Here is an 18,011-nt window from a genome sequence, read left to right on the forward strand (position 1 = left end):
ACGCCAACGTGGGGATCGCCTTCCGGTTTCGCTAGCGATCGGGGCGGCGGAGATAGGCGAGGGGATGATAGGCGCGTGCGTTTTCCTTGAACTGGTTGAGGCGCGGCGAGACCAGCGACCAGCGCAACGGGCGCGTCAGCGGCACGTAGAGACCGGAATTGGCGAGCAGGCGGTCGGCGGTCGCGAGCTGGACACTTCGATCGAGCAGCGACTGGGCGTTGCGCGCGCGATCGAGCGCATCCAGCGCCTCCTCCGAACACGCGTCGGCCGAAGGACAGGCGAGCGTATCGAGATACCAGAGCGCACTGCCGGCAGGGGCGACCGCGTCGACGACGCGCAGGTCGGATTCGGCCGCGTCAGTTACGCGTATCGTTTCGATGCCGACGCGCCGCCAGTCCGCCGCAAGCTGGCCATATAGCAAGGTGCTGCCGGGTCCCGGCGTCAGATAGAGGCGGACCTGCAACGGCCCCGGATGCGCGGCATGCCAGGCCTGCACGCGCCGCTGCGCCTCGGCGATGCGGCCGGTGATGTCGAATGAGGCCCAAGGCGGAAAGGCCGGATCGGCGGCCGAGCGATAGCGCTGCGGCAGGACCGCAAGCGCGCCGAGCCAGCCCGGCGCCTTGAATGCGTCGAGCAGCGCATCGCGGTCGATCACCATGCCGAGCACTTGCCGCATGACCGGATCGGCGAGCCAGCCCTTCGACTTGACGACGGACAGGCCGAACAGTCCTTCCGCGGGATCGATCCGGATCGCACGGTTCGATGGTTGCGCGGCCTGGACCAGCGGCCAGCTCAGATACGTGCCCCCGAGCACCAGATCGGTGTTGCCGGTGGTGAACCGCGCGACCGCCAGCGCGGCGCGCTCGCCGGTCAGACGGATGTTCGGAAGCCGCGGGTCCTTCGATCCTTCGGCCGGCTTGACCCGAGCGGTCAGGTTGACCGTGTTCCCGTCGCGATCGTCCACCTGGTACGGGCCCGTTGCCCCCATCGCGCGCGACAGGATGCTCGATTCCGGCTGGGCGAGCAGCTCGAGCAGCGGCGGACGTGGCGTGGTCAGGCGGAATTCGATCACGTCCGGCGTGGTCGGATTGATTTCCTCGATCGAATCGAATGCGTCGCGGAGCGGATTGCGGCTATTGGGCGCGATGATCGCGCGTGCTCGCCGCGCCACCTCCTCCGACGTGACGGCCTTGCCGTTCGGCCAGATCGCGTTCCGCAACCGGAAGATCGCGCTCAGCCCGTCGCTGGTCACGATCCATCGTTGGGCGAGCGCCGGGCCGATCTGCGCGTCCTCGTCAAAGCTGACCAGCGTCTCGGCGACGGCGCCCAGCAGCACGCGCTCGCTCTCGTCCGGCGTCTTGCGATTGGGATCGACCAGGGTCGGCGGGCCGCCGATCACGCTCACTCGGATCGGCCCCTGGTCGCTGGCCTGCTCGCACGACGCCAGCAACAGCAGGGGAAGGAGCCATCGCTTCATCCCGCAAACTGTATGGTGATCGCACGACCGAGCCAAGCGTTTGAAGCCGGATGATCCAGCCTTACCTTAATGCGTCCTTTACTCCCTCCGGCTAAGTCCTTGGGAATGGCTCTGACTGCGCGCGATGGCGGTGATGCTGCGCCCATGGGACCCGATCGGCTGCTGGCCGATACGGCGCAAGTCGCGCGCCACGCCGATGCGCGCCTGACCGCCGCGCTCAACGACCTATTCCTGCCCGATTTCGTCCGGCCCACCGACAGCCAGCGCGCGGCGATGGCCAATATGCTCGACGATCTGGTGACCGAGATCGACCGCGACCTTCGCGCCGGCCTGATCGCCCGGCTGGGCGAGGCCGCGCCGCCGGTGCTGAGCGTCGCGCGAATCCCGATCGTCCGTCCGATCTTCGACCGTGCCGGCGTGCTCCGTGACCGCGAACTGGTCGCGCTGCTGCTCGCCCGTGCCGAGGAACACCGGATCGCGCAGGCGATCCGTCGCGTCGCCCAGATCAGCCCGGAGCCGACGCCGGTCGTCCAGCTGAGCGTCGCGCCGGAGCTCGAAACCATGCTGCAGCAGGCCGAGAACCGCCGCACCGGCAGTCATGGCGAGCCGCATATCACCATCCGCGACGTACCGGCGGACCTGCTCCACCGGCTGTTCTGGTGGGCGGCGGCCGCGTTGCGGGACTATCTCGAACGCTCGACGAGCCTCGACCCCGGCGCACGGGACGAAGCGCTCGCCGGCGTTGTCGCGACGCGCCTTGCCTCTCATGACGAGGGCCAGACGCTCGAAGCCGCGGCCATGCGCGTCGCCATCGCCCTGAACGGCGATGAATCGTTGCTGTTCGAGCTCTTCCGCGCCGGACGGTTCAGCCTGTTCGTGGCGCTGCTGGCGGTCCGCGCGCGGATCGACTTCGCCCCGGCCTTCATGCTCGCCGCCGATCCGGGCATCGGCGCGCTTGCGGTGCTGCTGCGCGCCGTCGAAGCCTCGACCCAGGTCTCGGCCCCTATCCTCCTGCAGATGGCCGCGATAAACCGCCTTTCGGAAGCCAAGCTCGAGGAGCGGGTGAACGATTTTCTGGATCTCGACACTGCCGCTGCGCAGGATGCGATCCGGCCCTGGCGGCTGGATAAGGCGTTCCGCCACGCGATCGCCGATATCGGGCGGGAGCGGCGGCAGAAATGAGCGGTAGCCTCGCTTATGGTCGCGTCGATCGCGAAGGGCGGCTGGTGGAGGCCGAGCTCCCGCTCCAACGGCTGCAGGAGTCGGCCGGCTCGGGCCTGGGGCAACCGGTCGCCGTTCCGCAGATCGCGACGATGGCGCGGCTGGCTCAGCGGCTCGGCATCCTCGTTTCCCGCTGCGTGATCGCAGCCGAGGGTAGCGACGATCTCGATCTCTGGGTCGAGGCCAAGCCGGACGACGACGGCGTCGCGCTGTCGGTCGGGGGCTGGTCCCGACGCCCCTCGCGCGCGGGCGATGAGAGCGGCGAGCGAGTCTATGACTTCATGCGCTCGCGCGGCGACTGGTTGTGGGAAACCGATCCGTCGCTGAAGATCACGTCGGTGGGTGCCGAAGGGGCGGACGCGCTGGTCGGCCAGCCGTTCGGCCGGATGTTCCAATTCGTCGACACAGGCGAAGGGCTGCCCATCCTCGAAGCGCTCGCGACGCGCGCCCGTTTCGAGGGGCAGGAAGCGGTGGTGCGCTCCTCCGGCGAGCGCGTCCGCCTGACCGGCTTGCCGCTGATGGACGGCGGCGGGCGCTTCGCCGGCTATCGCGGCAGCGCCTTTCGGCTGGACGGCGAGCCTGCGCCGGCCGAAGCGCAGGAGCCGGTGGCGGACGCGTTCGGCGCGCGCCTGGAAAAAGCGCTGCGCGGGCCACTGTCGCAGATTATTTCGCAGGCCGAGAATATCGGCGCGCAAAAGGACGGGCCGATCCGGCGCGACTATGCCGAATATGCGAACGACATCGCCAGTGCGGGACGGCATCTGCTGGGTGTGATCGGCGATCTGGTGGACCTGCAGGCGATCGAGCGTGAAGATTTTCGCCTGCGCGCCGAGCGAATCGACATTTCCGATCTGGCCCGCCGCGCCGCCGGCCTGCTGAAGGTGCGTGCCTCCGAACGCGGCATCCGCATCGACATGCCGGCCGTCGACGAGACACTGTGGGCGGCCGGAGACGAAGGCCGTATCGTCCAGATTCTCGTGAACCTGATCGGCAACGCGGTCCGTCATTCGCCGGAGAATGCATCGGTGTGGCTGCGCGCCGAGGCGCAGGACGGCCGCGCCGTGCTGGTCGTCGCCGATCAGGGCCCCGGCATCGCGCCTGGGGATCATCAGCGGATATTCGAGAAATTCACGCGGATTGCCCCTTCGGATGGGGTCGGCAGCGGGCTTGGCCTCTACATCGCCCGCCGGCTGGCCCGGGCGATGGGCGGCGACATCGCAGTCGACAGCGCACCGGGGCAGGGCGCGCGCTTCATGCTGAGCCTGCCGCTCGCTTAATCGAGCTTGCGGATGGTCTCGTCGAGCCGCCCGACCGTGATGCCGAGCTTCGTGATCCGCATCCGGTTGAGCGCGGTGCGGCCGCCCGGCTGCAGATAAATCCATTGCTCGGCGGTGACGCCGCCCTTCATCGGATAACGAAGGTGCAGCATGTTGCCCTGGACATTGCCCTGCACCGGCCCGGTCGCGTCAGTCAGCGTGCCGGCGTAGCGATTGGCGCCCAGGGCACGGAAACGCCACTGGCGCGTCTCCGGCGGCTGCGTGCCGCGCCTGACCACCTGATCGAGGATCAGCGCGCCATCCGGCGTCGCATGGCCGTTGCCCTCGACCCGGACCTGTTCCGGGTCCTTGAAAATGATCTTCAGCGTCGCGTCGCCGTGCGTCCTGCCGGCAAAGAATGCGGCAACGTCGAAGACCGGCTGGGGCCGCGCCAGCTCCTCGCCCGGCTGGCTGGCCGCGCAGCCGGCCAGCGCGGCCAGGCTAAGCAGGCCGACTTTAGCGCCGGTCGATCGGAACATAGTCGCGCTGCGTGGGCCCGGTGTAGAGTTGGCGGGGCCGGCCGATCTTCTGGTCCGGATCGGTGATCATCTCGTTCCACTGCGCGATCCAGCCGACCGTGCGGGCGAGCGCGAACAGGGCGGTGAACATCGAGGTCGGGAAGCCGATCGCCGACAGGATCACGCCCGAATAGAAGTCCACGTTCGGGAACAGCTTCTTCTCGATGAAATACGGATCGTTGAGCGCCATTTCCTCGAGCTGGAGCGCCACTTCGAACACGGGATCGGTGACTTTCAGCGCGCTGAACACCTCGCGCACGGTCTTCTGCATCACCGTCGCCCGCGGATCGTAATTCTTGTAGACGCGGTGGCCGAAGCCCATCAGCCGGAACGGATCATTCTTGTCCTTCGCCCGCTCGATATAATGCGGGATGCGATCGGGCGTGCCGATCTCCCGCAGCATGTTGAGCGCCGCTTCGTTCGCGCCGCCATGCGCCGGGCCCCAAAGGCAGGCAATGCCCGCGGCGATGCACGCGAACGGGTTCGCGCCCGACGAGCCGGCGAGCCGCACCGTCGAGGTCGACGCGTTCTGCTCGTGATCGGCGTGAAGGATAAAGATGCGGTCCATCGCCCGCTCGACCGCCGGATCGACTTCGTACGGCTCGGCCGGCACGCCGAACGTCATGCGCAGGAAGTTGGCGGAGTAGCTGAGCGAATTGTCCGGATAGAGGATTGGCTGCCCGACCGAATATTTATACGCCATCGCCGCGATCGTCGGCATCTTGGCGATCAGCCGGTGGCTGGCGATCATCCGCTGCTGCACGTCGGTGATGTCGGTCGAATCGTGGTAGAAGGCGGAAAGCGCGCCGACGATGCCGCACATGATCGCCATCGGATGCGCGTCGCGTCGGAAGCCGCGCAGGAACGTCGTCAGCTGCTCGTGCAGCATCGTGTGGCGGCTGATCGTGCGGGTGAAGCTCGCCAGCTCGTCCTGCTTCGGCAGCTCGCCGTTCAGCAGCAGGTAGCAGACTTCCATGAAGCTCGACTGCTCGGCGAGTTGATTGATCGGGTAGCCGCGGTGCAGCAGCACGCCCTCATCGCCGTCGATATAGGTGATCTTGGATTCGCAACTGGCGGTGGAGGTAAAGCCTGGGTCGTAGGTGAAAACGCCGGTCTGCGCGTAGAGCTTGCGGATATCGATCACGTCCGGACCGACCGATCCATGCATCACGGGAAATTCGGCTTCTTTCCCCCCGAGCGCCAGCTTTGCCATGTCACCCATAGTCATTACTCCTCAAATCCCGCGCGCGTGCGCGCCGCCCCTGTTCATGTGCGAAGGTCCGCCAGTCGCGCCAGCGATTCCTCACGCCCCAACAACACCAGCACATCGAATATGCCCGGAGAGGTCGTCCGCCCGGTGAGCGCGGCGCGCAAGGGTTGCGCAACCTTTCCGAGACCTATCCCGGCCTCCTCCGCAACCTGCCGCACCGCTTCTTCGATCGGCCCCGCCGTCCAGTCGCGAACGGCCGCAAGCGCGTCGTGGGTTTTTCCCAGGAGCGTTGGCGCGTCGCCTTGTAGCAGCGCCGCAGCCTTTTCGTCGAGTGCGAGCGGGCGAGCGGCAAACAGGAAGGTGGCGCCGTCCGCAATCTCGTCCAATGTCTTCGCGCGCGGCTTCAGCTCAGGCATCGCGCGGACCAGCAGCGCCTGCTCGTCCGGGGTCAGCGCGCGGCCGATCAGCTTGGCGACGCGCGGTCCGACCAGACCGGCGAGACGCTCGTCATCAGCTTCGCGGAGATAGTGGCCGTTCAGATTCTCGAGCTTCTTCAGATCGAAGCGCGAGGGAGAGCGGCCGACGCCGCCGATATCGAACCACTCGATCGCCTGCTCGCGCGAGATGATCTCCGCATCGCCATGCCCCCAGCCAAGCCGGAGCAGGTAGTTGTTCACCGCCTCCGGCAGCATGCCGAGTTCGTCGCGATAGGCGTCCACGCCGAGGGCGCCGTGACGCTTCGACAGCTTCGCGCCGTCCGACCCGTGGATCAGCGGGATATGGGCATAGGCCGGCTCCGGCCAGCCCATCGCCTTGATGATGCCGAGCTGGCGGAACGCGTTGTTCAGATGGTCGTCGCCGCGGATCACGTGGGTGACGCCCATATCGTGATCGTCAACGACGACCGCGAGCATATAGGTCGGCGTGCCGTCGGAGCGCAGCAGGACCATGTCGTCCAGCTCGCTGTTCTGAACAGTGACGCGGCCCTGGACGAGATCGTCGATCACCGTCTCGCCCTCGCGCGGCGCCTTCAGGCGGACGGCATAGCCCTGGTCGTTCGGCCAGTCGGTGCGGTCGCGCCAGCGCCCGTCGTAGCGCAGCGGCTGCTTGGCCGCACGCTGCTGCTCGCGCAGTTCGGTCAGTTCCTCGGGCGTCGCATAACAGCGATAGGCATGGCCGCTCGCCAGCATTGCCTCGGCAACCTCGACATGGCGCGCGGCGCGCTCGGACTGGAACACCGCGTCGCCGTCCCAGTGCAGGTCCAGCCAGGTCATGCCATCCAGGATCGCGTCGATCGCTTCCTGGGTGGAGCGGGCCTTGTCGGTATCCTCGATCCGCAGCAGGAATTTACCGCCGTGGCGACGCGCGAACAGCAGGTTGAACAGCGCGGTGCGCGCGCCGCCGATATGCAGAAAGCCAGTCGGCGAAGGGGCAAAACGGGTGACGACGCTGCTTGCGCTCACGCGCTGATGCTCCCTACGCTGTGATGGACATGAATTCAGGTGCCAGCGCCCCTAGCATGCCCTTTGCCCCGCGCGGAAGAGGGTGGCGGCTGGGCAGCGCAGTCGACCGGATCGAAGGCTGGCTGGAGGCCGAACGCGACCAGCTTCCGTTGTGGCTGCCGGTGATGCTGGGCATCGGCATTGCCGGCTGGTTCGTGCTGCCCGACCGGCCGAGCTGGACGGCATTGATCGCGGCGGCGCTGGGACTGGCCCTCGGCGGAGTCGCAATCGGCCTCGCCCGTCGCGCCGGTTTCGCGCTGCTTGTCGGTGGACTGGCGATCGCCGGCGGCTGCGCGCTCGCCTGGGCCAAGGCGGAATGGGTTGCGGCGCCGGTGCTGACGCGACCGGTGCTCGCCGCGTTCGACGCGGATGTCGAGCGCGTCCAGCAGCTCGCAGCCAAGGATAGCGTGCGCGTCATCCTCTGCCCGGTCGCCGCGCCGACCCTGCCGCCCCGGATTCGACTCAACATCGCCAATGCCGACGCGCCGGCGGGACTCGCGCGCGGCGATCGGCTGCGGCTGCGCGCCCGGCTGGTACCGCCGCCATCGGCCTCACTGCCCGGCGGATATGATTTCGCGATCACGGCCTGGTTCCAGCAGCTGGGCGCGACCGGCAAGGCGTTCGCGCCTGTCGAACGGCTGTCCGCCGCGCCCGACGGCGGCTCGCTCCGGGAGCGGATCGGCAAACACATCCGCGACGCGCTGCCAGCCAAAGCGGCGGGCATCGCGGTCGCGCTGGTCACGGGGGATCAGGGCGCTGTCAGCGAAGCCGACGCCGACGCGATGCGCCGATCCGGCCTGGCGCACCTGTTGTCGGTCAGCGGCCTTCACATCACGGCAGCGGTGGGGGCGGCGATGCTGCTGACGCTGCGCCTGCTCGCCCTCAGCCCCACGCTGGCGCTGCGCTGGCCGCTGATGCTGATCGCGGCGGGAGTCGGGGCGGTGACGGGCATCGCCTATACGTTCGTCAGCGGCGCCGAGATTCCGACCATTCGCTCCTGCATCGCTGCCTTGCTGGTCCTGGCCGGTCTCGTGATTGGGCGCGAGGCGTTGACGCTGCGGCTGGTGGCCGCCGGGGCGCTGGTCGTGCTGCTGATCTGGCCCGAGGCGCTGATCGGCCCCAGCTTTCAGCTGAGCTTTGCGGCCGTGGTCGCGATCATCGCGCTGCACGAGCACCCGCGGATGCGCGCCTTCGTCGCGGCGCGGGAGGAGGGGCCGCTAGTCCGGCTCGGGCGCAATATGGCGGCGCTGCTGCTCAGCGGCATCGCGGTCGAACTTGCGCTGGCGCCGATCGCGCTGTTCCACTTCCATCGCGAGGGGTTGTACGGCGCACTGGCCAACATCGTCGCTATTCCGGTCACGACCTTCATCGTGATGCCGCTCGAGGTGCTGGCGCTGCTGTTCGACGTGGTCGGGCTCGGCGCGCCCTTCTGGTGGGCGACGGGCAAGGCGATCGCGCTGCTGTTGTCGATCGCCCACACCGCCGGCCATGCGCCCGGCGCGGTCGCGTTGCTGCCGGGAGTGCCGCGGGGCGCCTTCGCGCTGATCGTCGCCGGCGGGCTGTGGATCTGCCTCTGGCGCACGCGCCTGCGCTGGCTGGGGGCGCTGCCGTTCGCCGCCGGCGCCGTCTGGGCGCTCGCCATGCCGGCGCCGGACCTGCTGGTCACCGGCGACGGCCGCCACCTCGCGCTCCGTGGAGGCGACGGCAGCTACGCGCTGCTCCGCCCCAAGGCGAAGGACTTCGTGCGCGGCATGCTCTCGGAAGCGGCCGGCATCGACGAAGACCTCGCCGATCTCGACGACCTGCCAGGCGCAGCCTGCACGGCCGATATCTGCCTTGCCACCATCCGCCGCGCGGGCCGGGAATGGCGATTGCTCGCAACCCGCAGCGCCTATCTGGCCCCGATCACGGCGATGAACCGCGCCTGCGCCGCCGCCGATATCGTCGTCAGCGACCGCCGCCTGCCGCGCACTTGCCGCCCGCATTGGTTGAAGCTTGACCTGCCGATGCTGACGCGCACCGGGGGCGTGTCGCTTGTCTTCGGCGACGCCATTCGGATCACGAACATATCGGGCGACGAGCATCCGTGGACAGGGCGAGCTGTGCGCCGGCAATTGGCGAGGTAAATGGCCGTTGGAAGCGTCGGCTTCCGATTTATTGGGAAACTAAGCCCCTCTCCCGCTTGTGGGAGAGGGAGGGGCCCGCCGCGAAGTGGTGGGAGGGTGAGGGTCTGCGGCGCTCACGCTCGCCTCGCTTCGCTCTGGCCCCCTCACCCCGCTCGCTCTGCGCGCGAGTCGCCCTCTCCCCGGCGGGGAGAGGGGCTAGGCAGCGGGCTTGCGTTGTTGTCCGGATCGGCCGCGGCTGGACCGGTTAGCGGCAGCGAATCTTGTCGCGGTCGATCTCTGCCGCCGCATACCGAACGGCTGCCAACATGCCGTCGCAACGCGTCTGGACAAGCCGGGGCGAAACGCCGCACATCTGTCGGGTACGAGAGGGGGCGTTCGCGTGAAGATACGATTCTGGGGAACGCGGGGTTCACTGGCGAAGCCGGGGCCGAGCACGGTGCGGTTCGGCGGCAATACGTCGTGCGTCGAGGTCATCTCCGCGGCCGGCACGCGGCTGGTGATCGATTGCGGGACCGGGGCGCACGAGCTTGGGCAGGCGATCCTCCGCGAGGGCGGGGATTCGCACGGGCATGTGCTGATCAGCCACACCCATTGGGATCATATCCAGGGCATCCCCTTTTTCGCGCCCTTATTCGTGCCCGGCCACAGCTGGGATATCTACGCGCCCCAGGGCTTTGGAGAGTCGCTGAAGGACACGCTCGCCGGGCAGATGGAGTATACCTATTTCCCGGTCACGCCGGAGGCGTTCGGGGCCCAGGTCCGCTATCACAATCTGGGCGAAGGCAGCTTCACGATCGACGACTTCACGATCCGGACGCGCTACCTCAACCACCCGGCGCTGACGCTCGCCTTCCGCGTCGAGGCGGACGGCGCGAGCTTCGCCTATTCCTGCGACCATGAGCCGCATTCGCGCGAGCTGGCGGTCGGCGAAGGCATGATCCATGGCGAGGACCTCGCCCATGCCGAGTTCATGGCCGGCGTCGACCTGGTTATCCACGACGCCCAATATGTCGCCGAAGAATATCAGGAAAAGCAGGGCTGGGGGCACAGCACTGTCGAATATGCCGTTACCATCGGCCGCGCCGCGGGCGCCGACCAGCTGGCGCTCACCCATCACGATCCGAGCCGCACCGACGACCAGATCGACGAGATCCTCGCCCGCATCCAGGCCCAGATCGGCGCTGGCAAGCCGCGCGTGTTCGCAGCCTTTGAAGGGCTGGAGGTCCAGATCGGATCGCAGGAACCCGATGCGCCCCGCGCGGCAGCCCCCAATCTGGAAAGCGCGATCCGGACCGGACCCGAGCAGGAGGGAGCGATCGTCATGCTGATCGCGCCCGACGACGAGATCGCGGCGCGAGTCGAGCGTGCTGCCGCACCGGAGCCGGTCCGCTTGCTCCGCGCCGAAAGCCTCGACCAGGCGGCGGCGATGCTCGGCGAGCGGCGGCCGTCCCTGGTGCTGGTGCAGGACGGGGCGGAGATGCAGCCGTTCGTTCCCGTTCGGCTGGCCGGAGCCGACGAGAGCGGCGAGACCCACTTCGTCCTGCTGGGCGGAACCGGTGCCGCAGACCGGGGCTATGCCGACCGGCTGGAAGAGCCCTGGTCGGTCGAATATGCGCGCACGCGCATCCGCACCTGGTTGATGCGGGCCGAATGCCATTGGGCCCGCCCGGCGGTTCCCGACGATGAAGCCGAACGCATCGCGGCACTCCGCCGCCTGGGCCTGCTCGACACGCCTCCCGAAGAACGGTTCGATCGGCACACCCGCATTGCGTCGGCCTTGTTCAAGGTGCCGATCGCGCTCGTCAGCCTGATCGACGAGGACCGGCAATGGTTCAAATCCTGCTTCGGCACAGATGTCTGCGAAAGTTCGCGCGAGACGAGCTTCTGCGCGCACGCCGTCGCTTCGGGCGAGATGCTGATCGTGCCCGACGCGCTGCACGACGACCGCTTTCGCGACAATCCGATGGTCTGCGACGGACCGCGCATCCGGTTTTATGCCGGCGCGCTCATTCATTCGCCGGAAGGCAAGCGGATCGGAACCTTGTGCATTCTCGATATCCGGCCGCGCAATCTTTCTGCGGAGGAGATCGCGCTGTTGAAGGACGTGGCGTCGGCGGTCGAGGCCGAAATCTGCGGGCCACGCCTGAAGGCCGCCTGACAGCATGAATGCCATCAGTCCCGGCCTGTTCAGGCGCGTCCGGCAAGGCGAAGGCGACGACGCGCGCGCGCTGCTCTGGCGATTGATCTGGATTTACCAGGGCGGCTGCGCGGCGGCGGTCGTGATCTCCATGTCCCTGGTTTTCCTGGGGTTGGAGGTCACCGGCTACCAGTGGGTGATCCTGCTGGTGATGCTGCCGGTCGCCGTCGCGCTCTACAACGCGCCCGACGTCTGGCTGCTGCGGCGTCATGCCGGCCCGATCGTCGACGCGATGCGGGCGCAAGATGCCGGCACCGCAACCGAGCCCGTGCTCGCCACCGGCGTCGTGCGCGCGCTGAACCTGCCTTATTTCTCGTTCCTGCGCGTGACGTTCCTGCACGGACCGCTGGTCACCGCGCTCGTCTTCGTCGTGACCGGCACGGCGAACTGGCTGCTCGACGCCCAGTTTGCCGACTGGCAGATGCTCGCCTTCGGGGCGACCACGCTGTTCTTTGCGTCGCCGACCCACGCGATCTTCGAATATTTCGCCGTCAGTCGCGCGATGGAGCCGGTGATCGTGCGCTTCAGCCGGGCGCTGGGTGGAACGCTGCCGCAGGAATATCGCCAGGGTCTGATCTCGGTCAGGCTGAAGAGCAAATTGCTCTACCTCGCGATCTTCGTCACGACCCTGCCGCTGATCTTCTTCGCCGCCTCGATGGTGTTCAAGGTCGAGCGCATGTTCGCCCAGGTCGGCGTCACCGCGTCCACGGCGATGATGGGGCCGTTCTATGCCTGGATTGTCGGCGTCGTGCTCGCCTGCGGCCTCGGCTCGGTGATGATGGCCCTGCTGACTGCGCGGGAGGTGTCGCGGTCGGCGATGCGGCTGATCGACGGCATGCGCCTGGTCGAAAGCGGACGGTTGGACGAGGTCCGGCTCGAGGTCTTCTCGACCGACGAATATGCCGACATCTTCCACGGCTTTCAGCACATGCTCGACTCTTTGCGCGAAGAGCAGCAGATCCTCGAGATCAGCCACGATCTGGCGGGCGAGCTGCAGCTGGACGTGCTGATCGCGCGGATCATGACGGCAACGACCGAGCTGCTGAACGCGGAACGATCGACGCTCTTCCTGCACGACCCCAAGACCGACGAGCTGTATTCAGTGTTCGCGGAAGGGGATTCAATCACCGAGATCCGCTTGCCGTCCAATCGCGGCATCGCCGGCGCGGTGTTCACGTCGGGCAAGGCGGAAAACATCGCCGATCCGTACAGCGACGATCGTTTCGACCAGAGCGTCGATCTTCAGACCGGCTTCCGCACCCGCAGCATCCTCTGCCAGCCGATCGTCAACAAGCATGGCGGGCGGATCGGCGTGACGCAGGTGCTGAACAAGAAGGGCGCGGGCGGCTTTTCCGAAAAGGACGAAGCGCGCCTCCGCGCCTTTTCGGCGCAGATCGCGGTCAGCCTGGAGAATGCCAAGCTGTTCGACGACGTGCTGAGCATGAAGAATTACAACGAGAGCATTCTCGAAAGCACGTCCAACGGCTTCGTGACGCTGGATGCAGAGCAGCGGATCGTCACCGCCAACACCGCCGCGCTGGAAATCCTGGGCGTGCGCGAAAGCCTGGCCGGCAAGCCCGCCGCCGACGTGTTCGCGGGCGAGAACCGGTGGGTGATCGAAAAATTGGAGCGGGCAGGGCGGGGCGGCGAAACCCAACTGGCCGTCGATGCGGAGATCGTCCGCGCGACCGACGTGCCGGCGTCCGTCAACCTGTCCGCTGCGCCGCTGATCGATGCGAACGAGCAGCGGATCGGGTCGATGCTGGTGATGGAAGACATCACCGCCGAAAAGCGCGTCCGTTCCACGATGGCGCGCTACATGAGCAAGGAGGTCGCCGATCAGCTCCTGCAGGCGGGCGAGGACGTGCTTGGCGGGCGCGACCAGATGGTGTCGATCCTGTTCTCCGACGTGCGCGGCTTCACCACCATCGCAGAGGCGATCGGCGCGCGCGAAACGGTGACGATGCTCAACGAGTATTTCACCGAGATGGTCGACGTGATCCTCGAGAACGGGGGCATCCTCGACAAATATATCGGCGACGCGATGATGGCGCTGTTCGGGGCGCCGTTCGTCGGGCCGAGCGATGCGGACAATGCGCTCGCCGCCGCCAACAATATGCTGCTGTGCCTTGCGGAGCTGAATGCGCGCAGGGGGAGAGACGGGAAGCCGCCGCTCGACGTCGGTTTGGGGGTCAGCACCGGCGACGTGATCGTCGGCAACATCGGCTCGTCGAAGCGGATGGAATATACGGTGATCGGCGACAGCGTGAACCTCGCCTCGCGGCTTGAGGGCGCGAACAAATTCTACGGCACGCACATCCTGATTTCGGAGTTCACGCGCGAGCGGCTGACCCGGCCGTTCCTGACGCGCGAGATCGACCTGATCCGCGTCAAGGGCAAGGACTTCCCGGTCGCCGTTCACGAATCGCTCGAACATTGCCGCGATCGGCTGAACGGCGCGCTCGACGATATGCTCGGCAATTACGGGCGTGGCTTGAGCGCCTATCGCGGCCGCTGCTGGGACGAGGCGAAGCGTGCGTTCGGAGAGGCATGCAAGGCCGTGCCCGGCGACGGCCCGTCGGCGATGTACATCAGTCGATGCGAGCAATTCGCGAAAGTGCCCCCGCCCGAGGATTGGGACGGCGTCTGGTCGCTGACTGCGAAATAGTGGAAATCGTCGCGGTCGATATCGGCGGCACCCACGCCCGTTTCGCTATTGCCGAGATCGGGCGAGGCGGCGTCAGGCTGGGCGCAGAGACGGTGCTGAGGACGGGCGATTTTACCGGGCTGGCCGAAGCCTGGCAGGCGTTCGGGCAAAGCGCCGGCCGTCCGCTTCCGGCTGCAGCGGGCATCGCCATTGCCGCGCCTGTCGAGGGCGAGACGATCAAGCTGACCAACAATGCCTGGGTGCTTCGCCCCGCAACCCTCCATGCTGAGCTTGGGGTCGAGCACGTCACGCTGGTCAACGACTTCGCCGCGGTCGCCTATGCCGTCTCCGTCTGCGAGGATGCGCAGCTTGCGCATGTCTGCGGTCCGGACGTGCCGCTGCCGCGGAATGGCCCGGTGAGCATCGTCGGTCCGGGAACTGGGCTTGGCGTTGCGCTTCTCCTCCGCGGACCTGACGGGGACCAGGTGATTGCGACGGAGGGCGGCCATATCGGCTTTGCGCCCGGCGATGCGATCGAGGACCGGCTCCTCGCTCGCTTGCGGGCGCGCTATGGGCGGGTGTCGGTCGAGCGGACGGCGTCGGGGGCGGGACTCGCGGACATCCATGCCGAGCTGGCCGGCGACGATGGTCCGATCGATGATCGAAGCCTCTGGGGACGGGCGCTGGCGGGCGAGGATCTCGATGCTGTGGCAGCGCTCGACCGGTTCTGCGCGATCCTGGGCGCCGCCGCGGGAGATATCGCGCTGGCTCAGGGCGCCAATGCAGTCGTGATCGCGGGCGGCCTCGGCCTCAGGCTGGCGCAGCATCTGCCGCACTCCGCCTTTGTCGCTCGGTTTCGCGCAAAAGGCCGGTTCGAGGCGCGGATGGCTGCCCTTCCGGTCAGGCTGATTACCCATGCGCAACCAGGCCTGCTTGGCGCCGCCGCAGCTTTCGCTGCCCAGCACACCAGATAAAAAAAGGGGCCCCGCTCCAGCGGGGCCCTATCAGGGAGTCATGTCAGCAGCGGGGGGTGAGATCGCTGCGTCAGGACCAGCTTATCAACTCAAGCTGTCGCCAAACTATGTTCGGGACTGGTTAAAATTGTCTCAATGTGTCGCGGCCTATTGGACCTTGGCGGGCCGCTTCCGCTTGGGGGCCTCCGGGTCGGGGCGTTCGTCCTGTGTGGTGAACTGGATGTGCGCGAGATGTTGCCGGATCAGCGCTTCGCCTTCCCGCATGGTCGGCACCGGGTGTTCGGAAAGCGTCTGGTCGCCAAGCTGGAAAACAACTTTATAGGGTTGTTGTTCGCCCGGCGTGATAACCACGCGGCCCGACGCGGTATCCGCCGGCTTGACGAAAAGGAGCCCGGAATCGCAGTCTTCGGTCGACATCGTTCTGTCCTCCGCCCGCAATGAGACTCAAACCCGCGAGGCGTATGGCCCGTTCCGTTCAGCTATTCTCCTGAACCCAATTCGCATAAGGCAGGTGGGCATGATCGATCGGCCAGGACACCACGGCCGGCACGTCATAGCTGTGCAGCGCCGCAATGCGGGCGATCAGGGCGTCGGGGGCAGCCGTCTTGAACAGCGCCGGCACCTCCTCCGCGCGTTCGACGACCCCCTGCCAACGATAAATCGAGCGGCAAGGCGCGAGGATATTGGCACAGGCGGCGAGCCTTTCCGTCACGACCGTCTCGGCGATCCGCTCGGCCTCGGCGGCGTCAGCGAATAGCGCGTAGACGGTCGCGATCATGTCCGCCGCCCGGCCGAATGGGCGCACCACGTCGCGCTGGCGACGACCAGGACGGCGACCGCCTGGTGCAGCACCGCGACGGGCAGGTCCACGCCGGTCATGATCGTCGCGATGCCGAGCAGGATCTGCGTCCCGAACGCCGTGTGCAGCGCGATGCTGGCGCGGCGATCGCCGGCGCGCTTTGCCAGCCGCGCGAGGACGACGAGCGCGGCGACCGCAACCCAGGCCCACCAGCGATGCTCCCACTGCACCAGGAACGGATCGTTCGCCATGTTCCACGGCCAGTTCGGCGAAACCTCGGGGAAAAAACGGCCGTTCATCAGCGGCCAGTCGCTTGCCGCAAGCCCGGCGCGCAGTCCCGCGGTCCAGGCGCCGAGCAGAATCTGGATCGCGAGAACGATCAAGAGTCCGGCAGGCAGCAGGCGCAGCCGCGCCGGACGCGCTGCGCGATCGCGGGCGAGTTGACGCAGATCGAGCGCGGTCCAGATCAGGCCGGCGAAAATGAACAAGGCCGTCATCAGGTGGACGGCCAAACGGTAGTGGCTGACCTCGGTGCGTCCGGCCAGGCCCGATTCGACCATCCACCAGCCGATCGCCCCCTGCAGTCCGCCCAGCGCCAGCAACGCTACGAGGCGCCAGCCATAGCCGCGGGGGATCTGACGCTTCGCCGCAAACCAGACCAGCGGCAGCGCGAAGGCAACGCCGATCAGCCGCCCGAGCAGCCGATGGATGAACTCCCAGAAGAAAATGAACTGAAAGTCGCCAAGCGTCATCGACCGGTTGAGCGCCTGATACTGGGTGGTGCCCTGGTAGAGCTCGAACGCCCGTTCCCATTGCGCATGGGTGACCGGCGGCAGGGCGCCCGAAACCGGCTTCCATTCGGTGATCGACAGCCCCGATTCGGTCAGGCGCGTAATGCCGCCCACGACGACCATTAGGAACACGAGTGCGGCGACGCTCAGCAGCCACCAGGAAAGCGCGAGCGGGCGGGAAGAACGGTCAGTCACGGGCCGGCTCTGCGACGGGGCGAGGCCAGAGACAAGTCTTTCATCGACAGATGATATATTGTAACCGGCGCCGCTTCCTGCCATATGCAGGCGGACGCAAGGAGTCGCTTTTGCTCGAGAGGTTACCAGGAACGGGAACGCTCGACCGGCTGGCCATTGGCCTGTCGGGGCTATGCCTCGTGCATTGTGTGGCGAGCGTGTTCCTGCTGTCGCTGCTCGCGTCGGCCGGCGGCATGCTGGTGCATCCGGCGGTTCATGAAATCGGGCTGGCGATCGCGATCGCGGTCGGCACGTTTGCGCTGGTTCGCGGTGCCTTCGAACACGGCTATATCCTGCCTGGCGCGGTTGGCGGTCTTGGGCTGGGCGTGATGGCGGGTGCGCTGTCGATGCCGCACGGGCCGATGGAGACGGTCTATACGATGCTCGGCGTCGGTATTCTCGCGCTCGGCCACGACCTCAACCGGCGCGCCGCCAATTAGACAGTCGCGCCGGCGAGGCTGACATCAGGCGAACACCCGACGCGCGGTGCTCCGCCGGCGGATCAGGCCGCCGACCAGGCCGAAGCCGGCCAGCATCAGCGCCCATGTCGCCGGCTCGGGCACCGCATCCAGATCGACGATGTTCACGCGGCTCGAATGATAGATCGCGCCGGTGCCGAGCGAATAGACGAAGCTGTTGATCAGCGGCGTGCCGCCCGGATGCTGCAGGAAGAAGCCGAAGCCGGGCACGGCTGGGGAGACCGTGAAGCTGACAAGCCCGATGTTCGTACCGGTGACCAGCACGTCATTGCCTTTGTTGAACGAGAAGAGCGGGGTGCCGGCGCCGGGCAGGTTGAAATCGGAAAGCCCCACGGCGGCCGGCGGCGTGAGGAACGCCTGGTCGTTATAGGTGTAGCTGAACTTGCCGGTCACGGCCGCGACCGGAGCGCTCGCTTCGAAACCGAGCGCGGTGATCGAAAAATGCTTGGTGACGGTCGCAGCCGGCGCTTGTTGCGCCCCGGCGAGGCTTGCCGCCGCGGCGAGCAGGCGAAGAAGATAT

14 protein-coding genes and 1 pseudogene are annotated in these 18,011 nt (G+C 67.2%); 7 read left to right on the forward strand and 8 right to left on the reverse strand.

Features of this window, described 5'->3' with window-relative positions:
- Window positions 1-31 precede the first annotated feature (31 nt).
- Window positions 32-1,477 (reverse strand): ABC transporter substrate-binding protein, encoded by a 1,446-nt coding sequence (locus SCH01S_RS01090; RefSeq protein ID WP_046346925.1) that lies wholly within the window; start codon window positions 1,475-1,477, stop codon window positions 32-34.
- A 105-nt stretch (window positions 1,478-1,582) separates the two neighbouring features.
- On the opposite strand from SCH01S_RS01090, the gene SCH01S_RS01095 reads away from it, so the two are divergent.
- Both SCH01S_RS01095 and SCH01S_RS01100 read left to right on the forward strand, forming a co-directional pair.
- Window positions 1,583-2,659: a DUF2336 domain-containing protein gene (locus SCH01S_RS01095; RefSeq protein ID WP_157032755.1), complete on the forward strand. Its 1,077-nt coding sequence runs from the start codon at window positions 1,583-1,585 to the stop codon at window positions 2,657-2,659.
- Complete coding sequence (locus tag SCH01S_RS01100) at window positions 2,656-3,975, forward strand: sensor histidine kinase (protein WP_046346927.1); 1,320 nt, start codon at window positions 2,656-2,658, stop codon at window positions 3,973-3,975. The genes SCH01S_RS01095 and SCH01S_RS01100 overlap by 4 nt, the downstream gene beginning before the upstream one ends.
- Here the strand turns inward: SCH01S_RS01100 and SCH01S_RS01105 are convergent.
- The 3 genes from SCH01S_RS01105 to gltX are packed head-to-tail and all read right to left on the reverse strand — an operon-like array spanning window position 3,972 to window position 7,205.
- Window positions 3,972-4,493 (reverse strand): DUF3833 family protein, encoded by a 522-nt coding sequence (locus SCH01S_RS01105; protein ID WP_046346928.1) that lies wholly within the window; start codon window positions 4,491-4,493, stop codon window positions 3,972-3,974. The genes SCH01S_RS01100 and SCH01S_RS01105 overlap by 4 nt on opposite strands.
- Complete coding sequence (locus SCH01S_RS01110; RefSeq protein WP_046346929.1) at window positions 4,471-5,754, reverse strand: citrate synthase; 1,284 nt, start codon at window positions 5,752-5,754, stop codon at window positions 4,471-4,473. Before SCH01S_RS01110 ends, SCH01S_RS01105 begins: the two co-directional genes overlap by 23 nt.
- Window positions 5,755-5,798: 44 nt before the next feature.
- Entirely contained in the window at window positions 5,799-7,205 is a 1,407-nt protein-coding gene (gltX, locus tag SCH01S_RS01115; RefSeq protein WP_046346930.1) for a glutamate--tRNA ligase, read from the reverse strand.
- A gap of 56 nt (window positions 7,206-7,261) precedes the next feature.
- Between gltX and SCH01S_RS01120 the strand changes: the two genes are divergently transcribed.
- The 4 genes from SCH01S_RS01120 (at window position 7,262) to glk (ending at window position 15,188) form a co-directional block, all read left to right on the forward strand.
- On the forward strand, window positions 7,262-9,370 hold the full coding sequence (locus SCH01S_RS01120) for a ComEC/Rec2 family competence protein (protein WP_052733705.1): 2,109 nt from the start codon (window positions 7,262-7,264) through the stop codon (window positions 9,368-9,370).
- A 379-nt stretch (window positions 9,371-9,749) separates the two neighbouring features.
- Window positions 9,750-11,528 (forward strand): MBL fold metallo-hydrolase, encoded by a 1,779-nt coding sequence (locus SCH01S_RS01125; protein WP_046346931.1) that lies wholly within the window; start codon window positions 9,750-9,752, stop codon window positions 11,526-11,528.
- 4 nt (window positions 11,529-11,532) lie between these two features.
- A complete protein-coding gene (locus SCH01S_RS15640) occupies window positions 11,533-14,235 on the forward strand; it encodes an adenylate/guanylate cyclase domain-containing protein (RefSeq protein ID WP_052733707.1) in 2,703 nt (900 codons plus the stop codon).
- Complete coding sequence (glk, locus tag SCH01S_RS01135) at window positions 14,235-15,188, forward strand: glucokinase (protein ID WP_174436020.1); 954 nt, start codon at window positions 14,235-14,237, stop codon at window positions 15,186-15,188. The genes SCH01S_RS15640 and glk overlap by 1 nt, the downstream gene beginning before the upstream one ends.
- Window positions 15,189-15,335: 147 nt before the next feature.
- Here the strand turns inward: glk and SCH01S_RS01140 are convergent, their stop codons facing one another.
- Genes SCH01S_RS01140 through SCH01S_RS01150 form a run of 3 tightly spaced genes read right to left on the reverse strand, consistent with a single transcriptional unit; the run spans window position 15,336 to window position 16,973 of the window.
- Window positions 15,336-15,605, reverse strand: coding sequence for a hypothetical protein (locus tag SCH01S_RS01140; protein ID WP_046346932.1), 270 nt, complete (start codon window positions 15,603-15,605; stop codon window positions 15,336-15,338).
- A 58-nt stretch (window positions 15,606-15,663) separates the two neighbouring features.
- Window positions 15,664-15,966: a divalent-cation tolerance protein CutA gene (cutA, locus tag SCH01S_RS01145; protein ID WP_046346933.1), complete on the reverse strand. Its 303-nt coding sequence runs from the start codon at window positions 15,964-15,966 to the stop codon at window positions 15,664-15,666.
- Complete coding sequence (locus tag SCH01S_RS01150) at window positions 15,963-16,973, reverse strand: COX15/CtaA family protein (RefSeq protein ID WP_281174935.1); 1,011 nt, start codon at window positions 16,971-16,973, stop codon at window positions 15,963-15,965. Before SCH01S_RS01150 ends, cutA begins: the two co-directional genes overlap by 4 nt.
- Window positions 16,974-17,083: 110 nt before the next feature.
- Between SCH01S_RS01150 and SCH01S_RS01155 the strand changes: the two genes are divergently transcribed.
- Window positions 17,084-17,452, forward strand: coding sequence for a MerC domain-containing protein (locus SCH01S_RS01155; protein ID WP_046346934.1), 369 nt, complete (start codon window positions 17,084-17,086; stop codon window positions 17,450-17,452).
- Window positions 17,453-17,476: 24 nt separating this feature from the next.
- Here SCH01S_RS01155 and SCH01S_RS17450 read toward each other — a convergent pair.
- Window positions 17,477-17,584 (reverse strand): annotated as a pseudogene (locus tag SCH01S_RS17450) (PEPxxWA-CTERM sorting domain-containing protein); the annotation flags it as partial.
- Window positions 17,585-18,011: the final 427 nt, after the last annotated feature.

This window comes from Sphingomonas changbaiensis NBRC 104936, from assembly GCF_000974765.1.
GTDB lineage: Bacteria > Pseudomonadota > Alphaproteobacteria > Sphingomonadales > Sphingomonadaceae > Sphingomonas_B > Sphingomonas_B changbaiensis.